At 68.4% G+C, this 19562-nt stretch carries 17 protein-coding genes; 8 read left to right on the top strand and 9 right to left on the bottom strand.

Going from position 1 to position 19562, the window contains the following annotated elements:
- Positions 1 to 98: 98 nt before the first annotated feature.
- The 3 genes from ACTIF2_RS21955 (at position 99) to ACTIF2_RS21945 (ending at position 3551) form a co-directional block, all read left to right on the top strand.
- Positions 99 to 554: an Lrp/AsnC ligand binding domain-containing protein gene (locus ACTIF2_RS21955; RefSeq protein WP_439499248.1), complete on the top strand. Its 456-nt coding sequence runs from the start codon at positions 99 to 101 to the stop codon at positions 552 to 554.
- Positions 555 to 732: 178 nt separating this feature from the next.
- Positions 733 to 1788: an ABC transporter substrate-binding protein gene (locus ACTIF2_RS21950; protein WP_439499247.1), complete on the top strand. Its 1056-nt coding sequence runs from the start codon at positions 733 to 735 to the stop codon at positions 1786 to 1788.
- Between the two features lie 146 nt (positions 1789 to 1934).
- Positions 1935 to 3551 (top strand): AMP-binding protein, encoded by a 1617-nt coding sequence (locus ACTIF2_RS21945; protein WP_439499246.1) that lies wholly within the window; start codon positions 1935 to 1937, stop codon positions 3549 to 3551.
- Here the strand turns inward: ACTIF2_RS21945 and ACTIF2_RS21940 are convergent.
- From ACTIF2_RS21940 to ACTIF2_RS21925, 4 genes are all read right to left on the bottom strand, one after another.
- Positions 3520 to 4656, bottom strand: coding sequence for a GNAT family N-acetyltransferase (locus tag ACTIF2_RS21940; protein WP_439499245.1), 1137 nt, complete (start codon positions 4654 to 4656; stop codon positions 3520 to 3522). The genes ACTIF2_RS21945 and ACTIF2_RS21940 overlap by 32 nt on opposite strands.
- A gap of 116 nt (positions 4657 to 4772) precedes the next feature.
- Positions 4773 to 5915 carry a CobW family GTP-binding protein gene (locus ACTIF2_RS21935; protein ID WP_439499244.1) on the bottom strand — a complete coding sequence of 381 codons (1143 nt, stop codon included), beginning with the start codon at positions 5913 to 5915 and terminating at the stop codon, positions 4773 to 4775.
- Positions 5916 to 5927: 12 nt separating this feature from the next.
- Positions 5928 to 6845, bottom strand: a complete 918-nt coding sequence (locus ACTIF2_RS21930) for a DMT family transporter (protein ID WP_439499243.1) — start codon at positions 6843 to 6845, stop codon at positions 5928 to 5930.
- Positions 6846 to 6855: 10 nt separating this feature from the next.
- Positions 6856 to 8433 (bottom strand): D-alanyl-D-alanine carboxypeptidase family protein, encoded by a 1578-nt coding sequence (locus ACTIF2_RS21925; RefSeq protein WP_439499242.1) that lies wholly within the window; start codon positions 8431 to 8433, stop codon positions 6856 to 6858.
- A 204-nt stretch (positions 8434 to 8637) separates the two neighbouring features.
- Here ACTIF2_RS21925 and ACTIF2_RS21920 point away from each other — a divergent pair, with 204 nt between their 5' ends.
- The 3 genes from ACTIF2_RS21920 to ACTIF2_RS21910 all read left to right on the top strand — a co-directional run bounded on the left by ACTIF2_RS21920 (position 8638) and on the right by ACTIF2_RS21910 (position 12073).
- Positions 8638 to 9540 (top strand): EamA family transporter, encoded by a 903-nt coding sequence (locus ACTIF2_RS21920; protein ID WP_439499241.1) that lies wholly within the window; start codon positions 8638 to 8640, stop codon positions 9538 to 9540.
- Between the two features lie 144 nt (positions 9541 to 9684).
- Positions 9685 to 10854, top strand: a complete 1170-nt coding sequence (locus ACTIF2_RS21915) for an acetyl-CoA acetyltransferase (RefSeq protein WP_439499240.1) — start codon at positions 9685 to 9687, stop codon at positions 10852 to 10854.
- A 22-nt stretch (positions 10855 to 10876) separates the two neighbouring features.
- Positions 10877 to 12073, top strand: a complete 1197-nt coding sequence (locus tag ACTIF2_RS21910) for an MFS transporter (protein WP_439499239.1) — start codon at positions 10877 to 10879, stop codon at positions 12071 to 12073.
- A 5-nt stretch (positions 12074 to 12078) separates the two neighbouring features.
- Here the strand turns inward: ACTIF2_RS21910 and ACTIF2_RS21905 are convergent, their stop codons facing one another.
- On the bottom strand, positions 12079 to 12351 hold the full coding sequence (locus ACTIF2_RS21905; RefSeq protein WP_439499260.1) for a BolA family protein: 273 nt from the start codon (positions 12349 to 12351) through the stop codon (positions 12079 to 12081).
- Positions 12352 to 12461: 110 nt separating this feature from the next.
- Between ACTIF2_RS21905 and ACTIF2_RS21900 the strand changes: the two genes are divergently transcribed.
- Complete coding sequence (locus ACTIF2_RS21900; protein WP_439499238.1) at positions 12462 to 13082, top strand: DnaJ domain-containing protein; 621 nt, start codon at positions 12462 to 12464, stop codon at positions 13080 to 13082.
- 15 nt (positions 13083 to 13097) lie between these two features.
- On the opposite strand, the gene ACTIF2_RS21895 is transcribed toward ACTIF2_RS21900, so the two are convergent.
- From ACTIF2_RS21895 to ACTIF2_RS21880, 4 genes are all read right to left on the bottom strand, one after another.
- Positions 13098 to 13901: an SRPBCC family protein gene (locus ACTIF2_RS21895; protein ID WP_439499237.1), complete on the bottom strand. Its 804-nt coding sequence runs from the start codon at positions 13899 to 13901 to the stop codon at positions 13098 to 13100.
- A gap of 11 nt (positions 13902 to 13912) precedes the next feature.
- On the bottom strand, positions 13913 to 14503 hold the full coding sequence (locus ACTIF2_RS21890; RefSeq protein WP_439499236.1) for a helix-turn-helix domain-containing protein: 591 nt from the start codon (positions 14501 to 14503) through the stop codon (positions 13913 to 13915).
- Between the two features lie 273 nt (positions 14504 to 14776).
- On the bottom strand, positions 14777 to 16768 hold the full coding sequence (locus tag ACTIF2_RS21885; RefSeq protein WP_439499235.1) for a methylmalonyl-CoA mutase family protein: 1992 nt from the start codon (positions 16766 to 16768) through the stop codon (positions 14777 to 14779).
- Between the two features lie 116 nt (positions 16769 to 16884).
- Positions 16885 to 18048, bottom strand: a complete 1164-nt coding sequence (locus ACTIF2_RS21880) for a mandelate racemase/muconate lactonizing enzyme family protein (RefSeq protein WP_439499234.1) — start codon at positions 18046 to 18048, stop codon at positions 16885 to 16887.
- A gap of 148 nt (positions 18049 to 18196) precedes the next feature.
- Between ACTIF2_RS21880 and ACTIF2_RS21875 the strand changes: the two genes are divergently transcribed.
- Positions 18197 to 19435: an aminotransferase-like domain-containing protein gene (locus tag ACTIF2_RS21875; protein ID WP_439499233.1), complete on the top strand. Its 1239-nt coding sequence runs from the start codon at positions 18197 to 18199 to the stop codon at positions 19433 to 19435.
- Positions 19436 to 19562 lie beyond the last annotated feature (127 nt).

The following is a 19562-nucleotide window of genomic DNA, read 5'->3' as shown; positions in this document are numbered from 1 at the left end:
CTGCAGGATCGCTGCAGGATCGCCGGATATCAATGGCCATTTTGATTCAGATGTCGTAATAATCGCTACAGAAAATCGAATATCTAGAGAATTATCCCGTGCTCGATCGAACCGACCGCCGCATCCTGTCCCTGCTTCAATCCGATGGCCGCATCGCCGGTGTCGAGCTCGCGGAAAAGGTCGGGTTGTCGCCGACGGCGACGGGCGAGCGGCTGAAGCGCCTCTCGCGGGAAGGTTTCATCACCGGCTACCGTGCGACGCTCGATCCGCTGAAGCTCGGGCTCCATCTTCTGGTCTTCGTCGAGGTTTATCTCGACAAGACGACGCCCGACGCCTTCGAGCGCTTTGCGAATGCAGTGAAGCGGGCGCCCGAGGTGCTGGAATGCCATATGGTCGCCGGAGGTTTCGATTATCTGGTGAAGACGCGGGTGGCCGACATGAATGCCTATCGCCGGTTCCTTGGCGAGGTGTTGCTGGCGCTGCCCGCGGTGCGGGAGACGCGAACCTATGCGGTGATGGAGGAGGTCAAGACGGACGGGGCGCTGCCGCTTTGATCGCGGCTTAATGCAGCGTTCATGTCCATCCTGCATGATCTGCGGCAGGTCGGCGCAAGGCTCTTCGGCATGGACCTTGCGATGCGTGGATCTCGGCGATGCGTGGATCTCGCTGATGTCCAACGCGACCTGACCGTCCATCTCGATTCTTGGTCACGCGTTGAGTCTGGAGCTGTTGATGTTTGTCACCGAAGTCCAGGGATCGCTGAGCCGGCGCCGGCTGCTCGCCCTGGCGGGAGCGTCCGCCGCAGCTCTGGCGGGCTTGGGTGGCGTCAATCCGGCCTCGGCGCAGACGCCGGTGCGCTTCACATTGGACTGGCGTTTCGAGGGCCCTTCGGCGCTGTTCCTGATGGCGCTCGAGAAGGGCTATTTCAAAGCCGAAGGGCTCGACGTCACCATCGAAGCCGGCATGGGCTCGCGCGAGACCATCCCGCGCGTGGCCACCGGCGGCTATGACGCCGGCTTCGGCGACGTGAACTCGCTGATCCGCTTTCGCGACGAGAATCCCGGCATCGATCTCAAGGCGGTGATGATGGTCTATGACCGGCCGCCCTTCTCGATCGTCGGCCGCAAGAGCCGCGGCGTCACGGCCGAGGCGAAGAGCCTCGAAGGCAAGAAGCTCGGCGCGCCGGCGGCCGACGCCGCCTTCGCGCAATGGCCGATCTTCAAGACCGTGAACGGGCTCGACGACAGCAAGATGCGGCTGGAGAATGTCGGTTTCGCCGTTCGCGAGCCGATGCTGGCCGCCGGCGAGGTCGATGCCGTGTTCGGCTACGCGAACTCCTCCTATGTCAGCCTGAAGTCGCGCGGCGTGCCGGTCGACGACATCGTCGTGATGCTGATGGCGAATTACGGCGTCGAGCTCTATGGCAACGCCGTGATGGTCTCGCCGAAATTCCTGGCCGAGAAGCCGGATGCGGTGCGCGGCCTGCTGCGCGCGATCGCAAGGAGCGTCAGGGACACCGTCGCCAATCCCGATCTCGGCGGCCAGGTCGTGCTCAAGCGCAATGAGGGGGCCAGGCTGGAGGTCGAGGTCGAACGGCTCAAGATGGCGCTCGATCAGAACGTGGTGACGCCGTGGGTCAAGGCCAACGGCTTCGGCGGCATCGAGCCGGCGCGCTGGGCGCGCGCGCTCGACCAGATCGCGTTGACCTTCAAGTTCAGGGACAAGGCCAAGGCGGGAGCGGCCTTCGACGCCAGCTATCTGCCGCCGACGGAAGAACGGGTGTTCTGAGCAAGCGGCAGGGGGCAGGGATCGCGGCCGGATCGCCGCCTTCCCGCCACGACCGGAGCGCAGCCCGAACCGACCCTGCGCGAAGGTGACAGGGCGGCCCGGCCTGCCTATCGTGCCGCGCCCCCACAGCCGGACCTCCTTGCTCCATGCTTCCCGACCTGCGCGATTACGGCCGCCTGCGCGAGACATTCCAATGGCGGATCCCGGCCCGCTACAATATCGCCGCCAATGTCTGCGATCGCTGGGCGGCGCTGGAGCCGGCGCGGGTTGCCATCCTGGAGGTCGCGCCGGACTGGCGCGTGACGCCGGTCAGCTTCGGCAGGCTGCGCGAGCGCTCCAACCGGCTGGCGAATGCGCTGTGGGCGCGTGGCGTCGCGGCCGGCGAGCGCATCGCGATCCTGCTGCCGCAGGGGGAGGCCGTGCTCACGGCCCATCTCGCCGCCTATAAGCTCGGCGCCATCGCGGTGCCGCTCGCGGCCTTGTTCGGCGTCGATGCGCTGGCCTATCGCCTGAAGGATTCGGGCGCGAGCGTGCTCGTCACCAACGCGGCCGGCCTCGTCAAGGTGAAGCAGATTGGCGAGCGGCTGCCCGGTCTCGCGCTCGTGCTTTCGGTAGATGGCGCGGAGAGCGGCGCCGAGGATCTCGAGCGCCTGCTCGCGGCCGCGAGCCCGGATTTCACGCCGCTGGCGACCGGTCCCGACGATCCGGCGCTGATGATCTACACCTCGGGCACGACCGGCAATCCAAAGGGAGCCCTGCACGGGCACCGTGTCCTGCCGGGTCACCTGCCGGGCGTGCAGATGGTGCACGAGTTCCTGCCGCAGCCGGGCGATCTCGCCTGGACGCCGGCCGACTGGGCCTGGGCCGGCGGGCTCCTGAACATGCTGCTGCCGGCGCTGCATTTCGGCGTGCCGGTGGTGGCCTGGCCGCAGATCAAGTTCGATGCCGAGGCGGCGTTCCGGCTGATGGCCGATCTGCGCATCCGCAACGCCTTCATCCCGCCGACGGCGCTCAGGATGCTGCGCTCGGTCGAGAGGCCGCGGGAGCGCTTCGCCCTGACGCTGCGCACCGTCGCGGCGGCGGGCGAGGCGCTCGGCGCCGAGACGCTTGCCTGGGGCGATGAGGCGCTGGGGCTGACGATCAACGAAGCCTATGGCCAGACCGAGTGCAATCTCGTGCTCTCCTCCTGCGCCGCGATCGGTGTCAGCCGGCCGGGCTTCATCGGCAAGGCGACGCCGGGCCACGAGGTCGCGGTCATCCGCCCGGACGGTTCCGAATGCGCGCCGGAGGAGGAAGGGCAGATCGCGATCCGTCGCCCGAACCCGGTGATGTTCCTCGGCTACTGGAATCAGCCGGAGGCGACGGCCGCCAAGTTCATCGGCGACTGGATGACGACCGGCGACCAGGCCATGCGCGACGGCGACGGCTATGTCCGCTTCGTCGGCCGCGATGACGACGTGATCACCTCGTCGGGCTATCGGATCGGACCCGGCGAGATCGAGGATTGCCTGCTGAAGCATCCGGCCGTCTCGCTGGCGGCCGCGGTCGGCAAGCCGGACGCGCTGCGCACGGAGATCGTCAAGGCCTTCATCGTGCTCAAGCCGGGGCGCGAGGCCACGCCGGAACTCGCAAGCGAGCTTCAGGCCTTCGTGCGCAAACGGCTCTCGGCGCATGAATACCCGCGCGAGATCGCCTTTCGAGACGCGTTGCCGCTGACCACGACGGGCAAGATCATCCGGCGGCTCCTGCGCGCCGAAGCCTGAAGCCGCCGCGGCGAAGCGCGTCCCGCGCCCGTGCCGCCAGATGTTTTGGCGTCCGCGTCGCGGCGGGTGCCAGGTCCAGCTCGCCCATCGCAGCCCCATCCGAGCCCGCGCCGCCGCGTTGCAGGATCGGGCGCGCCGGCGCCTCCTTTCGCATCCGCGCGAGCAGCAGCCGCTCCGGCTCGAACGGCGCATAGGCCTCGTCCTGCGCGGAGAGGTAGAGCCAGCCATGCGGGGCGCGGCCAAGCACGATCGCGCCGGCGATGGGCCGTTCGTCCAGCATCAGCAGGCCGATGCGGCATTGGCCGTTGCGCGCGAAGCTGCGTGTCATCACGCGCACGAAGCCGGCCTCGCGGGTATCCTGCAGCACGGCCGCGCCGGCACGTGCGCGCGGCCCGGACGCCTCCAGCGCCAGCACGAGCTCGACCGCGTCGCGAATCTGGATGCGGGATGCCGCCTCGACGAGCCTGACCTTGCCCTGACGCGCCAGGGCCTGCTGCAAGGCGGCGATCTCGGTGGTGTCGGCCGCGCGCGCAGGCGGCAGGGTCGAGTGGCGCTGCGAGACGCCGAGCCCGAGCTTGCCGCTCAGCTTCAGCAACGCCGTGGCGGCCGGGCCGGCAAGGTCGATCTCGCGCAGGACCAGGCCGCCTTGCGCGAGATTTCGGCCATGGCGGGCGGTCAGGATGGCTTCGAGCGCGGCTTCGCCCAGGCGCCGGTCGAGCAGCGGCGCGCCGTTGAGAATGCGCAGGTCCGACAGGCCGGTCAGCCGTTCGGCTACGAACAGGCCGCGGCGCGGGAAACAGGGCAGGAGGCCTACCAGGCGGCGCTGGGCGGCGGTGCTCGCGCCCTGCCAGACGAGGATGACGTCGACCCGGCGGAAGGCAACCAGATGCTGCGCGGCCGCCAGGGCGAATTCGGGTTCGAAGAAGGGATTGGGCTCGAGCGCACGCGAGGCGAGGTCGGCCCATGCGGCGCGGATATCGGCACAGGCCGCGAGCGGCCGGATCTCGGTATGCAGGGACGGCGCGAGCACGAGGCCCGGCGCCGCGCCCATGGGGAGCGCCACGCTGTCCGCGGAGAACCCCTCCAACGCGATGAGCTTGTTCATCTGACCCTGCCTTTCGGCGTGCTGGCTCGCCGCGGTGCGGACCTGTGCCGGGATGGGACGGGGACAGGTGCGCCGCGGTCGCTCGCGGGTCTGGTGTCAAGAACGGGGCCAACGTTTCAGCCGTGGGCGGGCCGCCGCTTATCTTCCGCGGCGGATGCGGTGGTCTGGCCGAGAAAGGCGGCCCAGAGCCGCTCGACCGTCGCCTCTTCGAGGTCCTGGACAATGAGCACGAGACGCGAGCGCCGGTCGGAATCGGGCCAGCGCTCGAGCAGGACCGGTGGATGCAGGATCTGCTGGACGGCGTGGACCAGAAGCGGCTGGCCCGGATGCTCAGTCAGGGCAACGAGACCCTTCAGCCGCAGCAGCTTCGAGCCATGGGTCGAGCGCAGCAATGTCCAGAACAGCTCGAATGTGGCCTGGTTGATCGGCGCATCGGCCCAGAGCGAGAAGGCGCGGATCGTCTCGTCGTGCCGGTTCACGTCGTGATGATGGCCATGACGATGCCCATGGCCGTGATCGTCGTGGGCATGATGCCCGTGGTCGTGGTGGTGGTGATGTCCGTGGTCCGCGCCGTCGGCCAGGGCCTCGGCCGCGAGCCAGTCCCTGAGCTCGCCGGGGCGTTCGGCCAGGTCGTAGAGGCCGGCACCGACCAGCGCGTCGGCGGATACGTCCGGCGCGAGCAGGACGAGGCCGGGGTTCAACGCCGCCAGCCGCTGGCGCAGGGGCGCGGCGGCGTGGGAAACGTCGAGCAGGTCGGCCTTGGTCAGGACGATGCGGTCGGCCGCGATCGCCTGCTTGCGCGCCTCGTCATGGGCGTCGAGCGTCGCCATGCCGTTGACGGCATCGACCAGCGTGACGACGCCATCGAGCCTGAAGCGCATGGCGAGATAGGGATGGTTGATCAGGACATTGAGGATCGGAGCCGGGTCGGCGAGGCCGGTCGTCTCGATCACGACGCGGCTGAAGGGCGCGATGCGGCCATTGTCGCGACGGCGCAGCAGGTCCTCGAGCGTGATGATCAGGTCGTCGCGAATGGTGCAGCACAGGCAGCCCGAGGCGAGCAGGATCATGTTCTCCTCGACGCCCTGGATCATCAGGTGGTCGAGGCCGATCTCGCCGAACTCGTTGACGATGACCAGGGTGTCGGCCAGCGCCGGATCCTTGAGCAGGCGGTTGAGCAGCGTCGTCTTGCCGGCGCCGAGGAAGCCGGTGAGCAAGGTGAGCGGGATCGGGGCCGGTCTTTGGTCGTGGCTGGTCATCATGTCGCGCCGTCAGGAGCCAAGGCTGGTCGCGGGCGTCGGGCGCACCCGCTTTTGTTCTAATATTACATTAGTGATGATGGCGCCGACCACAAGGGCGCCGCCGGCATATTGCAGCACCCCGACCCGTTCGCCGAGGAAGAAGGCGGCGATCGCGACGGCAAAGACCGGCTCGGCGCAGAAGGCGAGGGCGGCCGGGCCGGGCGCGACGCGCGCCAGCGCCATGACCTGGAAGAGGAAGCCGACCAGATAGCCGCCAATGGTGATCGCGGCGGCGATCGGCGCCAGCGCCAGCGCGCTGGGCGGCAGGAAGCCGCCGGCGAGAAAGAGGATCGCGGCCGTGACCGGCAGGATCAGCAGATGCGACCAGAACAGCTTCGGCACGAGCGGCGTCTGCGCGCAGGCGGCGCCGGCGAAGAATTGCGAGGCGGCGAGCACGCTCGCCGCCAGCGCCAGCGCCAGTCCGCGCGGATCGAGCCCGTGAAGATCGGGGCCGACCACCATGGCGACGCCGAGGAAGGCGAGGAAGGCGACGGCGAGCCGGTCGAGGCTGAAGCGCGCGGAGGTCAGCAGCGGTTCGGTCAGGACGATCAGGACCGGAAAGGTGTAGAAAATGACGACGGCGACGGTGACCGGCAGGAAGGCCACCGAGGAGAGATAGGCCGAGCCGACCAGGGCGCTGGTGAGCCCGAAGGCGAAGAGCGCGCGGCGCTGGCCGGGCTGAACGGCGAAGCTTGCCCGCAGCAGCCAGGCGGCGAGGCCGACCAAGGCCAGCATGACGAAGACGCGGTAGAAGACGAGGAGCGGGCCGTTCAGGCCGGCCTGGCCGGCAAGCCTGGCCGCGACGATGTTGCTGCCAAAGGCTGCGGCTGACGCGAGCGCCAGCGCGATGCCCTGCTGCCTCGTGGCGTCAATGGGCGCGTCCGGCAAGCTCCGGCGCTCAGGCGTCGTCGTTCGGCTTGGTCTTGGGCTTGCTGCTCGTCGTGGTCTTGTTGCTCGTGGTCTTGGGCTTGGCGGCGGGCTTGGCCGCATCGGGCCGCGCCGGCGGCTTCGCGATGACCTGGCCGGGCTTGGCGACCTGGCCGGGCTTGGCCTTCGCCGGCGGGCGCGTGGCCTGCCTGATGCCGGCGGCCGCGCCGGGGCGCAGGCTCGAGGCCGTCGCCGCGCCGGGCTGGATCGCGCCCTGCAGCCGCAGCGGGCCCGTGCCGCCGGTCGAGGCGACCGGGGCCTCGTCGGCGTTGGTCGGTGCGAAGGCTGTGGTCGCGCCCGGAATGCCGCCATTGCGGGAGGCCGTGCGCGTGCTCGGAGCGGCGACGAGCCCGGCTGCGACGGGAGCGCTCGGCTCGATCGTGGGCGCCGCGCCGCGAGCGACCTGGCTGTCGGGCCGCGACGTCACATTGGCGGCGAGCGGAGCCCTGGCCGAGCCCGGCGTGCGGCCGAACGAGACCTGCACCGGCGACATCGGCGCGCGCGGACCGAGCACGATCCGGCCCGAGGGAGAGCGCGTCAGCATCGCGCCGGTGGCGCGCGCCTGCGGCTGCGGGCCGCCGAAACGCTCGCTCATCGCATTGTCGCTATTGCCGCCGATCGCGAAGCTGGAGGCCGAGATCGGGCCGGCCGAATCCGCATCGTCCGCGAGCGCGACGCCGCCGCCCTTGCGGCGAACCTCAGAACAGATGTTGTGGGCGCGCCCGCCATTGCCGGACGGCAGGCTCGCCAGCGTGGCGCCGGTGCCGCCCCATTTCGAGAAGCCCTCGTCGAGCAGTTGCGCGGCCGTGATCGTCCGCTCCGCGCCCGAGAGCGCGCCGAGCACGACAGCGATCAAGGTGCGGCCGCCGCGGGTCGCGGTCGCGACGACATTGAAGCCCGAGGCGCAGACGAAGCCGGTCTTCATGCCGCCAATGCCGGAATAGCGCCCGACGAGGCCGTTGGTGTTGTGCAGGACCTGCCGGCCGAGCTGGACCGCGCCGGTGTTCCAGTAGTCGGAATAATCCGGGAAATCGCGCATCAGCGCCATGGCCAGGACGGCGAGATCGCGGGCGCTGACCTGCTGGTCGGGGTCGTGCCAGCCATTGGGATTGGTGAAATGCGTGTCGTTCATGCCGAGCCGCTGGGCTTCGGCATTCATCATCCCGACGAAGGTCTCGACATCGCCGCCGACGCCCTCGGCCACGACATAGGCGATGTCGTTGGCCGATTTCACCATCATGATGCGCAGCGCGTTGTCGAGCGTGATCTCCTGGCCGGCCTTGATATAGACCTTGACGCGCGGCTGGCTCGCGGCGCGCTTCGACGCCGGAATCGCGGTCTCCAGGCCGAGCTTGCCGGAGCGCACCGCCTTCAAGGCCAGATAGGCCGTCATCATCTTGGTGGTGGAGGCCGGATGCCAGGCCTGGCTCGCATTGTCGCTGGACAGGACCTGACCGCTGGAGGCGTCGACCACCAGGCTCGTGCCGGCGAGGGCCGGGCTGGTGACGGACAAAGCGAGGGCGAGGGCGGCGAGACGGGAAACGATCATCGGGCGGTCTTGAACCTGTCAGGACGAGGGTTGAAGGCGCAGGGGTTCAACGCGACGCGTGCGGCATTTTCGAGACGGCGCGGTCGTTCAGCCCGCCCGTGCACGCATACCTACCCCCAGCGGAGCGATTTGCCTAGTCGGGCCGGCCGGTCCAAAAGCCTTGGCGGGACCTTCGTCCCGGATTTTCGACCCTCGGATGCCGGTGTGAGCTTCTCCCTTCTCTGGATTCCGGCGACCATCCTGGCGTCGCTGCTGCAAACCGCACGCAACCTGACCCAGCGCTCGCTGACCGATGCGATCGGCGTCGTCGGCGCGACGCAGGTGCGCTTCCTGTTCGGCTTGCCCTTCGCGCTGCTCTTCCTGCTGCTGGTCTGCATCGGACTGGCGCGGATGCCGCCGACGGTCGGCCTTGCGACGCTCGGCCTCACCGTCTGGGGCGCATTGACCCAGATCGCAGCGACGGGGCTGATGCTGGCGGCGATGCGCGAGCGCTCCTTCGCCGTGACCACGGCCTATACCAAGACCGAGCCGGTCCAGGTCGCGATCTTCGGGGCGCTCCTGCTCGGCGATACGCTCAGCCTCGGGAAGTTCATCGCGATCGCGGTCGCGACCGCCGGCGTCGTCGTGGTCTCATGGAAGCCGGGGGAGAAGCTGAGCCGGGCCGGGCTGCGCCCCGCCGTGCTCGGGGTCGGCTCCGGCGCCTTCTTCGCTCTGTCGGCGATCGGCTACCGGGCCGCGATCCAGTCGCTGCCGGACGGCAATTTCCTGATCCGCGCGACCACCATCCTGGCGCTGGGGCTCGGCCTGCAGACGCTGCTCCTGACGCTCTATATGCTGGTCGCGAACCGCTCCGCGCTGGTGCTGAGCCTGCGCAACTGGCGCCGCTCGCTGACCGCCGGCTTCCTCGGCGCGGCCGCCTCGCAGTTCTGGTTCATCGGCTTCTCGCTGACCAGCGCCGCCAATGTCCGCACGTTGGCGCTGATCGAGGTGCCGCTGGCGCAGGTCGCCTCGCGCCGCATCTTCTCCGAGGGCACGACCTGGCGCGAATTGCTGGGAATGGCGATGATCGTCGTCGGGGTCGGCGTCCTGCTGATGCTGGCGATCTGAGGGGAGGGGCATCGCGATGCGCTTGACATCCGCCGCGTCCGTTGCCCTTTCCATGCACGGCGGAAATGCGCGTATTCCGGCTTGTCGCGAGACGCCGGGATGCGCAGATAATGTGTATCTGCACATCACTCAGGAGATCTGGCTATGAGCGCTGCAATCGTCGGCTGGGCCCACACGCCGTTCGGCAAGCAGGATGCCGAGACCATCGAGAGCCTGATCGTGAAGGTGGCGAGCGAGGCCCTCGCCGATGCCGGCATCACGGCCGACCAGGTCGATGAGATCGTGCTCGGCCACTACAATGCCGGCTTCTCCGCCCAGGATTTCACCGCCTCGCTGGTGCTGCAGGCCGACCCGGCGCTGCGCTTCAAGCCGACGACGCGGGTCGAGAACGCCTGCGCGACCGGCTCGGCCGCGGTGCATCAGGGTGTGCGCGCCATCAAGGCCGGCGCCGCCAAGGTGGTGCTGGTGGTCGGCGTCGAGCAAATGACCAAGACGCCTTCGGCCGATATCGGCAAGTTCCTGCTCAAGGCCTCCTATCTGCCCGAGGATGGCGAGACGCCCGGCGGCTTCGCCGGCGTGTTCGGCAAGATCGCCGGGGCCTATTTCCAGAAGCACGGCGACCAGTCCTACGCGCTCGCGATGATCGCGGCCAAGAATCACAAGAACGGCGTCGAGAACCCCTATGCCCAGATGCGCAAGGATCTCGGCTATGCCTTCTGCCGCGCGGAGAGCGAGAAGAACCCCTATGTCGCCGGGCCGCTGAAGCGGACCGACTGCTCGCTGGTCTCGGACGGCGCCGCCGCGCTCGTGCTCGCCGATGAGGCGACCGCGATGGAGATGCGCCGCGCCGTCGGTTTCCGGGGCATGGCCCATGTCCAGGATTTCCTGCCGATGTCGAAGCGCGACATCCTGAAATTCGACGGCTGCGCCGAGGCCTGGAAGAAGGCGCTGGCGCAGGCGGGCGTGACGCTGGAGGATCTCTCCTTCGTCGAGACGCATGACTGCTTCACCATCGCCGAGCTGATCGAATACGAGGCGATGGGCCTGACCCGCGAGGGCGACGGCGCGCGCGCCATCAAGGAAGGCTGGACGCAGAAGGACGGCAAGCTGCCGGTCAACGTCTCCGGCGGGCTGAAGGCCAAGGGCCATCCGATCGGCGCGACCGGCGTCTCGATGCATGTGCTGTCCGCCATGCAGCTCACCGGCGAAGCGCCGGAGGGCATGCAGGTCACGGACGCGCGCCTCGGCGGCATCTTCAACATGGGCGGGGCGGCTGTCGCGAACTATGTCTCGGTGCTCGAGCGGATCAAGTGACCGGCTGACGTGATCATCTGACGTGACCATTTTTCTGGCGCTGCTGCCGGCCTATATCCTCTCGATCTTCTACCGCTCGTTCCTGAGCGTCATCGCCCATCCGGTGATGGCGGATCTCGGGATCGGGCCGCGGGAGTTGGGTTTCCTGGGCGCGGCCTGGTTCATCGCCTTCGCGCTGGCGCAGTTCCCGATCGGCTGGGCGCTGGACCGGCTCGGGCCGCGCCGGACGGTGGCGGTGACGATGGCGATCGGCTCGGCCGGCGCCTTCCTGTTCGCGAGCGCGACGAACGCGGTCACCGGCACGATCGGCATGGCGCTGATCGGGCTCGGCTGCTCGCCGATCTTCATGTCGGCGCTGTTCCTGTTCGCGCGGACGCAGGACACCGCCCGCTTCGGCTTCCTGACCTCGGTCTTCATCGGGCTGGGCTCGATCGGCAACCTGGTCGGGGCGACGCCGCTGGCAGCCGCGGCCGAGCGTTTCGGCTGGCGCCCCTCCATGCTGGTCATGGCGGCGTGTTTCCTGGCGGCGGCGCTGCTGGCGGCCGCGCTGGTGCGCGATCCGCCGCGCGCCTCGGCCGCCGCCGGCGACCATGAGGGCCTGCTCAAGGGCCTGGCCAGCATCGTCGCGATCCGCCCGCTCTGGCTGCTCGCGCCGATCACCATCACCGGCTACGCGATCGTCGCGACGGTGCGCGGCCTCTGGATCGCGCCGTTCATGAGCGACGTGCACGGCTTCGACGCGATCACCAGCGGCCATGTCGCGACGGTGATGGCGCTCACCATGATCATCGGCGCGTTCCTCTATGGCGGGCTCGAGCAGCGCTCGGGGCGCAGCAAGCCGCTGGTGCTGTGGGGGACCGTGCTGACCGGGCTCTGCTTCATCGCCCTGGCGGTCTGGGGTGACCTCGCCCATGCGCCGGCCATCATCCTGTTCGCGCTGATCGGCGCCACGGGCTTCACCTATGCCGTGCTGATGGCGCATGCGCGCCTGTTCTTTCCCGAGCACCTGACCGGGCGCGGCATGACCTGCATCAATTTCCTGTTCATCGCCGGCGCTGCGGCGGCCCAGTCGGGCTCGGGCTGGTTCATCGCGGCGCAGCGCCAGGCCGGGCTCGATGTCGCCTCGACCTTCAGCAACCTGCACTGGTTCTTCGCGGCGGCACTGCTCGTCCCGGCAGCGATCTACGCGCTGACGCCGGAGCGCCCAGTGCGGGCCTGAGCGCTTCAGGCCTCGCCGGGCGCCTTCGCGGCGATCGCGAGCGCATGGACCCGCTCGGCCAGCTCCTGGCTCAGCGCGGCATTGACCATGCGATGACGTTCGAGCCGGCTCTTGCCGAGAAAGGCCGCCGACACGATATCGACCCTGAAATGGGTTTCGCCGCCCTCGCGCCAGCCGCCATGGCCCTGATGCTGGTGCGACTCGTCGATGACGTTCAGCCGCTGTGGCGCCAAAGCCTCTTCCAGCTTTTTGGTGATCCGTTCAGCCATTGCGGTCATGATCGCGACATTGTCCTGATGGTCTTCTGGTCCTGATGGTCGCTTGCCGGCGGCGCGCATGCTGCGGCGCACTTGCCGGTTTCGGTTCTCGGTCTCATAACCATTCGAACATGAACTTCAACTCGCGCCTTTTCGACCGTATCAGGATCGGCCCTTCCGAGGCGGAAGAGGTGGCCGAACCCGATGTCGCGCGCTGCGACCATCCCGGCTGCCAGCGCGCCGGCGAGTTCCGCGCGCCGATGGGCCGGGGCAAGGAAGGCCAGTTCTTCCAGTTCTGCCTCGAGCATGTGAAGGCCTATAACGCGACCTATAATTATTTCGCCGGCATGAACGACGAGGCGCTCGCCGCCTATCAGAAGCAGGAAGAGATCGGCCATCGGCCGACCTGGAAGCTCGGCGTCAACTCGAAGGCGGCACGGATGGCGCAACGCGGCCGGGCTGCCGCCGCAGGTAGCGCGGGTCCGGAGGTCCAGGACGGTTTCAACATCTTCGGCGCGCGCACGGAGCAGCATGCGGCGCAGCCGGAGCCACGGGTCGGCGCGGTGGCGCGCAAGTCGCTCGACACGCTCGGGCTGGACGAGAACGCCGATTCCGTCGCGATCAAGGCGCGCTACAAGGAACTGGTGAAGCGCTTGCACCCGGACGCCAATGGCGGCGACCGCTCGCGCGAAGGCACGCTGCAGGAGATCCTGAAGGCCTATCAGCAGCTGAAGAGCACCGGGCTGGTCTAGCGCGGCCGGCGGGACTCACGCCTTGCCCGGAAAGGTCTCGCCGAGCCAGGCGCGCCAGCGGGTTTCGCTGGCTGCTGCGACACTTTCCGCATCCTCGCCATAGAAGAACAGGCTCATGCTCACATTGATGGCCTGGGCCGTGCCATAGGTGCCGACCAGGGCGACGCCCGGCGCCGGCTTTTCCAGGCGCATCAGCACGGAACGGACCTTCCGGTCCTGCTGGACCTGCTCGATCGTTCCCGAGAGGCTGTCGGGGCCCGGCGAACTGCGCTGCTCGCCGATATTCGCTCCGGCGAGGCTCAAGCCCTCGATCAAGCGCGACCAGATCGCCAGGTGCTCGCCTTCGGTGCTGGTCATCGCCTGGAACGAAGCGCCCTTGCTGCCGGCGAACTGGCCGAGATAGATTCGCAGAACTGCAAAGAAGCCGGGCCAGCCGCCTTCGAAACCCTCGAGCTGATCGTCCCAATCATCGGACGAGCTGAACAGCGAATGCACCATCCGCACGACGCATTGCCCGCCAGCGCGGCCGGCAATCACGATCTCGGTCACGACCGGCGGCGCGTCGCCGTTCCACTCGCGCTCGACATAGCCGAACTGATGCGGCGGTTCCCACATCGTGACCTGGCCCGACGAGCTCATCCCGGGGCCGAACTCGAAGCGCAGTTCGCCGCCGACGCGCTCCTCGATCGCAGCCCTGGTGAACCAAGCGGTGTTGCCAGCTCCCGTCGCCATGGCCTGCCAGACTTCGTCCGGCGTGCCGGGCACGAGGAATTCCATCTCGACCCAGCGTTTCCCCGTTCCGTCCTTCTTGATCGGCATGAATGGTCCTCTCAGGGTTGGGTGGGCTCGGGCGCCGGATAGGACGCGACCACAAGCCGGTGCGACCGGCCGCCCATTGCCGTCTCGTCGTGATAGCGCGCGGCGAGGGCCGCGATCGCGCTTGCGAGGTCGCTGGTGAAGGCGGCGCGGTCGGCGGGCGATCTGAACCGGACGACCGTGTCGATCGAGAGCGTCGCGAGGCGCTTGTCGGCGAGCCGCGCGCGCGCCCAGAGGCTGCCGACCTCGCGCACGATCCGCGCCGCGACGGCGATCATATAGCTCGCGGAGTGACGGTCGCCATTGCGCGCCGGATCGGCGCCGATCGCGCCCAGCGCGGCCGGCGACACGACATAGGACGTCGCCGTCGCGACCATCAAACGCTCGGTGAGGCCGCCCCATCGCCGCTCCTCGGCCGGCTCGACGAGCTTGTGCTCTTCCAGCGCACGCAGGTGATAATTGACCTTCTGCCGTGTCAGCCCGACCCGCCCGGCCAGCGCGGCGGCGGAAGCGGGAGAGGCGAGCTCGGCCAGGAGACGCCGCTTGATCGGGTCCAGCGCCAGCGTCGCGCGGGCGGGGTCGTCGATGACGTCGAGATCCAGCATGGCCGCAAGCATGCATTGACAAAAAAATTTGTCAATGCAGAGTCAGCAACCAGCGCATGACAACACGCCTGCACGCCGCAGCCATTCGTGGAACCACGTTGTCATTCCGGGACGCTGCGAAGCAGCGGGCCCGGAACCCAGAGCCACAGGTCTTGCCGGATGAGGCCGTTGAGGTAGGTGTTTTTTGAATGAAGTCAGTGGTTCTGGGTTCCGGGCCCAGGCCTTCGGCCTGTCCCGGAATGACGCTGCGATCGTGCCGGACTCCGAGAGGCCCTACCGCTTCGTCTTCGCCGCCAGCCCGGCGACGTCGCTGATGATGCCGTCCAGCGCAAAGTCCTTCGGCGTATAGACGGCGGCGACGCCCATGTTCCTCAGCGCGTTCTCGTCGTCGGGCGGGATGATGCCGCCGACCACGACCGGCACATCCATACCGGCGACGCGCAGGCGCGCCGTGACGTCGCGCACCAGCGGCAAATGCGAGCCGGAGAGAATCGAGAGGCCGATGATGTCGGCTTCGGTTTCCCGCGCCTGCGTCACGATCTCCTCCGGCGTCTGGCGGATGCCGCCATAGTTCACGGCCATGCCGGCATCGCGGGCGCGGACCGCGATCTGCTCGGCGCCGTTCGAGTGTCCGTCGAGCCCGGGCTTGCCGACGAGGAAGCGCGGCGGCCGGCCGAGCTTTTCGGCGGCGAGGGCGACCGCGGCCTTGACCGTGGCGAGGCCGGGATCGTCGCCGGCCTTGCCGGTGTCGACACCGGTGGGCGCGCGATACTCGCCAAAGATCTCGCGCAAGGTCTGGGCCCATTCGCCGGTGGTGACGCCGGCCTTGGCGCAGGCGATCGAGGCCGGCATGACGTTTCGCGTCTCTTTCGCCGCGGAAGCTAATTCCGCCAGCGCGCTTTCCGCCGCCTTGGTGTCGCGCTGGCTACGCCAGGCCTTGAGTCGGCCGATCGCCTCGAGCTCGACGGAATCGGGCACGGTGACGACATTGCCCTCGCCGGCCGAAAGCGGGGAGGGCTCGCTATTGGTGAACTTGTTGACGCCGATGACGATCTGCTCGCCGCGCTCGATCGCCTCGATGCGGCGCGCCCCGTTCTCGACCAGAGCCTGCTTCATGTAGCCGGACTCGACCGCCGCCAGCGCCCCGCCCATGGCATCGATCTTGGCCAGCTCGGCGAGCGCCGCCGCCTTCAGCTCCTCGACCTTGGCGTCGATCGCGGTCGAGCCGTCGAAGATGTCGCCGAATTCGAGCAGGTCGGTCTCGTAGGCCAGGACCTGCTGCATGCGTAGTGACCATTGCTGGTCGAAGGGGCGGGGCAGGCCGAGCGCCTCGTTCCAGGCCGGGAGCTGGACAGCCCGCGCGCGGGCCCTCTTCGAGAGCGTCACCGCCAGCATCTCGATCAGGATGCGGTAGACGTTGTTCTCGGGCTGCGGCTCGGTCAGGCCGAGCGAATTGACCTGCACGCCATAGCGGAAGCGGCGCATCGCGGCGTCTTCGATGCCATAGCGCTTCAGCGTGATCTCGTCCCAGAGATCGACGAAAGCCCGCATCTTGCAGAGCTCGGTGATGAAGCGCATGCCGGCATTGACGAAGAAGGAGATACGCCCGACGATTCCCGGAAACTCCGCCTCGCTGACCTCGGGCTGGGCGCGGATCGAGTCGAGCAGCGCGATCGCGGTCGCAAGCGCATAGGAGAGCTCCTGAACCGGCGAGGCGCCGGCCTCCTGCAAATGGTAGGAGCAGACATTGGTCGGGTTCCATTTCGGCAGTTCGCGGGCCGTGAACACGACGATGTCGGTGGTGAGCTGCATCGAGGGGCGCGGCGGGAAGACATAGGTGCCGCGCGACAGGTATTCCTTGACCAGATCGTTCTGGGTGGTGCCCTGCAGGCGCTCGCGCGGCGCGCCCTGCTCGTCGGCGACGGCGATATAGAGCGAGAGCAGCCAGGCCGCCGTCGCGTTGATCGTCATCGAGGTGTTCATCTGCGCCAGCGGGATCTGGTCGAACAGGGCCCGCATGTCGCCGAGATGGGCGATCGGCACGCCGACCTTGCCGACCTCGCCGCGCGAAAGCACATGGTCGGGGTCGTAGCCGGTCTGGGTCGGCAGATCGAAGGCGACGGAGAGGCCGGTCTGGCCCTTGGCGAGGTTGTTCCGGTAGAGCCGATTCGATTCCGAGGCGTCGGAATGGCCCGCATAGGTGCGGAAGATCCAGGGCTTCTCGCGCTGCGCCGGCTTGTCGCCGATCGGATCGCTCGCTGTCATAGTCGCTCCCTGCCGTGCCGTCTTCGCGCTCGTGCAATTCATTGTTGCACTGCAGCGAAGATAAGGCCAGAGGGCCGGAAAAGTCGCGTGCGACGATGGGATGAGGCGCGTGAGGCTTACTCCGCAAGCTCGCGCATCACCTTGATCAGGTCGCTCTTGCCCTCGAAACCGATGCCCGGCAGCTCGGGCATGGTGATCACGCTATCCTCGACGCGCACCGTGTCGGGGAAGCCGCCATAAGGCTGGAACAGGTCGGGATAGCTCTCGTTGCCGCCGAGGCCGAGGCCGGCGGCGATGTTGAGCGACATCTGGTGGCCGCCATGCGGGATGCAGCGATCCCAGCCCCAGCCGGCGACCTTGAGCGCGGCCAGCGTGCGCTGGTATTCGCACAGCCCGTAGGAGAGGGCGCAATCGAACTGGAGCCAGTCGCGGTCCGGCCGCATGCCGCCATGGCGCAGCAGGTTGCGCGCGTCCTGGTGGCTGAACAGGTTCTCGCCGGTCGCCATCGGGCCGGGATAGAACTCGGCCAAAGCCGCCTGCAGCGCGTAGTCGAGCGGGTCGCCCGCCTCCTCGTACCAGAAGAGCGGATAGTCCCTCAGCATCTTGGCATAGGCGATGGCGGTCTCGAGATCGAAGCGGCCATTGGCATCGACCGCGAGCTGCGCATCCTTGCCGATCTCGGCCAGCACCGCCTCGATGCGGCGGCGATCCTCGGCGAGCGGGGCGCCGCCGATCTTCATCTTCACGACGCGATAGCCGCGGTCGAGATAGCTCCTCATCTCGGCGCGGAGCGCGTCGTCGTCCTTGCCGGGATAGTAGTAGCCGCCGGCGGCATAGACGAAGACGCGCGGGTCCGCCTCGCGGCCATGGCGCTCGGCCAGAAGGCGGAAGAGCGGCTTGCCGGCGATCTTGGCGGTCGCGTCCCAGATCGCCATGTCGAGCGTGCCGACGGCGACCGAGCGCTCGCCATGGCCGCCCGGCTTCTCGTTTTTCATCATCGCCGCCCAGGCGCGGTCGGGGTCGAGATTGTCGCCGGCATCATTCAGCAGGCCCTTCGGCTCGGCTTCGAGCAGGCGCGGCGCGAAGCGCTCGCGGATCAACCCGCCCTGGCCGTAGCGGCCGTTCGAGTTGAAGCCGTAGCCAACGACGCGGCGGCCATCGCGGACCACGTCGGTGACGACCGCGACGAGGCTGGTCGTCATCTTCGAGAAGTCGATATAGGCGTTGCGGATCGGCGAGGCGATCGGTTGCGTGATCTCGCGGACGTCGACGATGCGCATGGTGTCTCCCTTTGCGGCGCCTTATGCCCGGCAGCGGCGCGGCTGGCCACAGCCCGTGGCGGGACGGTCCAATGTTCCGGGAGCGGTTTTCCCGGCGCGCCAGGCTCTATAGCTTAAGCCGCGATCATCAAGCAGCTTCAGGTCAAGCATGTCATTTTCCAAATCGCGGGCGGCCCGCCCGGCGCTCGCCGGCTGGCTCTCGACCGGCAACAGCATCACCCAGCAATTCATGGCGATCGGCGGGCGAGCCGATGTCGTCAGCCTCGCCGGCGGGTTGCCGGCGGCCGAGCTCTACCCGGTGGAGGCGATCGCGGCCGCGAGCGAGCGGGCGCTGACACGCTGGGGCAGCGCCATCCTCGAATACGGGCCGATCGAAGGCCTGCCGGCGCTGCGCGCGGCGATCGCAACGCGGTTCTCGGCGACGACCGGCCGCAGCTTCGGCCCCGAGAACGTGCTGCTCACCACCGGCGCCATGCAGGGGCTCGACCTCGTCGGCAAGGCGCTGGTCGATCCGGGCGAGCTGATCGTGGCGCAGTTCCCGACCTATCTCGGCGCGCTCGACGCCTGGCGACCGCGCGAACCGAGCTATGCGCAGCTCGACTGGAGCTTGCAGCGGCCGGGATTCGAGGCGGAGTTGCGCCGGGCCAAGTTCGTCTATGCCGTGCCGAACTATTCCAACCCGACCGGCGCGCTGGTCCTGCAGGCCGAGCGCGCGGCGCTGCTCGACAAGGTGCTGGAGGCCGGCACCTGGCTGGTCGAGGACGACCCTTACCTTCCGCTGCAATTCGACGGGCCGGCCGGGCCGAGCATCCTCGCGCACCATGCGGCGCGCCATCCGAACGGCCCCTATGACGGGCCGGTGATCTATCTCGGCACCTTGTCGAAGAGCCTGACGCCGGGCCTGCGGGTCGGCTGGGTCGTCGGCGAGGCCGGGATGGTCGCGACGCTGGCGCTCGCCAAGCAATCGACCGACATCGCCTCCAGCCTGCTGACGCAGGCGATCGCGCTCGAGCTGATCGAGAGCGGATTCGAGGCTGACCACGTCCCGCGCATCGTCACGGCCTATCGCGACCGTCGCGATGCGCTCTGCCGGGCCGCCACAGAGCATCTCTCGGAGTGGTTCGAGTGGGAGGCGCCGCCCGGCGGGATGTTCGTCTGGATGCGGGCCAAGACGACTGACATCGACACCGACGCGCTCTATGCGCATGCACTCGCCGAGAAGGTCGCCTTCGTGCCGTCGAGCGTCTTTGATCCCGATGGCGCCTTGAAGAGCGCGATGCGGGTCAATTTCACGCGCTCCTCGCCCGAGGTTCTCGTCGAGGGCGTGCGACGGCTGGAGCGGGCGGTGAAACGCTATCTCGCCGCGCGGGCCGGACGGGCGGCCTGAAATCCGGGTCTCTGCCGTCGATCTCGGCCCCGCCGTCATGGTCGGGCTTGTCCCGACCATCCACATCTTCGCTGGTCGAGGGCGGTGCTCAAGACGTGGATGCTCGCCACAAGGGCGAGCATGACGG

Source organism: Allobosea sp. (assembly GCF_051860145.1).
Lineage (GTDB): Bacteria > Pseudomonadota > Alphaproteobacteria > Rhizobiales > Beijerinckiaceae > Allobosea.
This window is presented reverse-complemented; position numbering and strand designations above follow the sequence as displayed.

What these genes read in the sequence shown, in the direction of transcription:
- ACTIF2_RS21950 (WP_439499247.1), top strand. Translation starts at nt 733, where the DNA reads ATGTTTGTCACCGAAGTCCAGGGATCGCTGAGCCGGCGCCGGCTGCTC.
- ACTIF2_RS21945 (WP_439499246.1), top strand. Translation starts at nt 1,935, where the DNA reads ATGCTTCCCGACCTGCGCGATTACGGCCGCCTGCGCGAGACATTCCAA.
- ACTIF2_RS21940 (WP_439499245.1), bottom strand. Translation starts at nt 4,656, where the DNA reads ATGAACAAGCTCATCGCGTTGGAGGGGTTCTCCGCGGACAGCGTGGCG.
- ACTIF2_RS21935 (WP_439499244.1), bottom strand. Translation starts at nt 5,915, where the DNA reads ATGACCAGCCACGACCAAAGACCGGCCCCGATCCCGCTCACCTTGCTC.
- ACTIF2_RS21925 (WP_439499242.1), bottom strand. Translation starts at nt 8,433, where the DNA reads ATGATCGTTTCCCGTCTCGCCGCCCTCGCCCTCGCTTTGTCCGTCACC.
- ACTIF2_RS21915 (WP_439499240.1), top strand. Translation starts at nt 9,685, where the DNA reads ATGAGCGCTGCAATCGTCGGCTGGGCCCACACGCCGTTCGGCAAGCAG.
- ACTIF2_RS21905 (WP_439499260.1), bottom strand. Translation starts at nt 12,351, where the DNA reads ATGACCGCAATGGCTGAACGGATCACCAAAAAGCTGGAAGAGGCTTTG.
- ACTIF2_RS21900 (WP_439499238.1), top strand. Translation starts at nt 12,462, where the DNA reads ATGAACTTCAACTCGCGCCTTTTCGACCGTATCAGGATCGGCCCTTCC.
- ACTIF2_RS21895 (WP_439499237.1), bottom strand. Translation starts at nt 13,901, where the DNA reads ATGCCGATCAAGAAGGACGGAACGGGGAAACGCTGGGTCGAGATGGAA.
- ACTIF2_RS21890 (WP_439499236.1), bottom strand. Translation starts at nt 14,503, where the DNA reads ATGCTGGATCTCGACGTCATCGACGACCCCGCCCGCGCGACGCTGGCG.
- ACTIF2_RS21885 (WP_439499235.1), bottom strand. Translation starts at nt 16,768, where the DNA reads ATGACAGCGAGCGATCCGATCGGCGACAAGCCGGCGCAGCGCGAGAAG.
- ACTIF2_RS21880 (WP_439499234.1), bottom strand. Translation starts at nt 18,048, where the DNA reads ATGCGCATCGTCGACGTCCGCGAGATCACGCAACCGATCGCCTCGCCG.
- ACTIF2_RS21875 (WP_439499233.1), top strand. Translation starts at nt 18,197, where the DNA reads ATGTCATTTTCCAAATCGCGGGCGGCCCGCCCGGCGCTCGCCGGCTGG.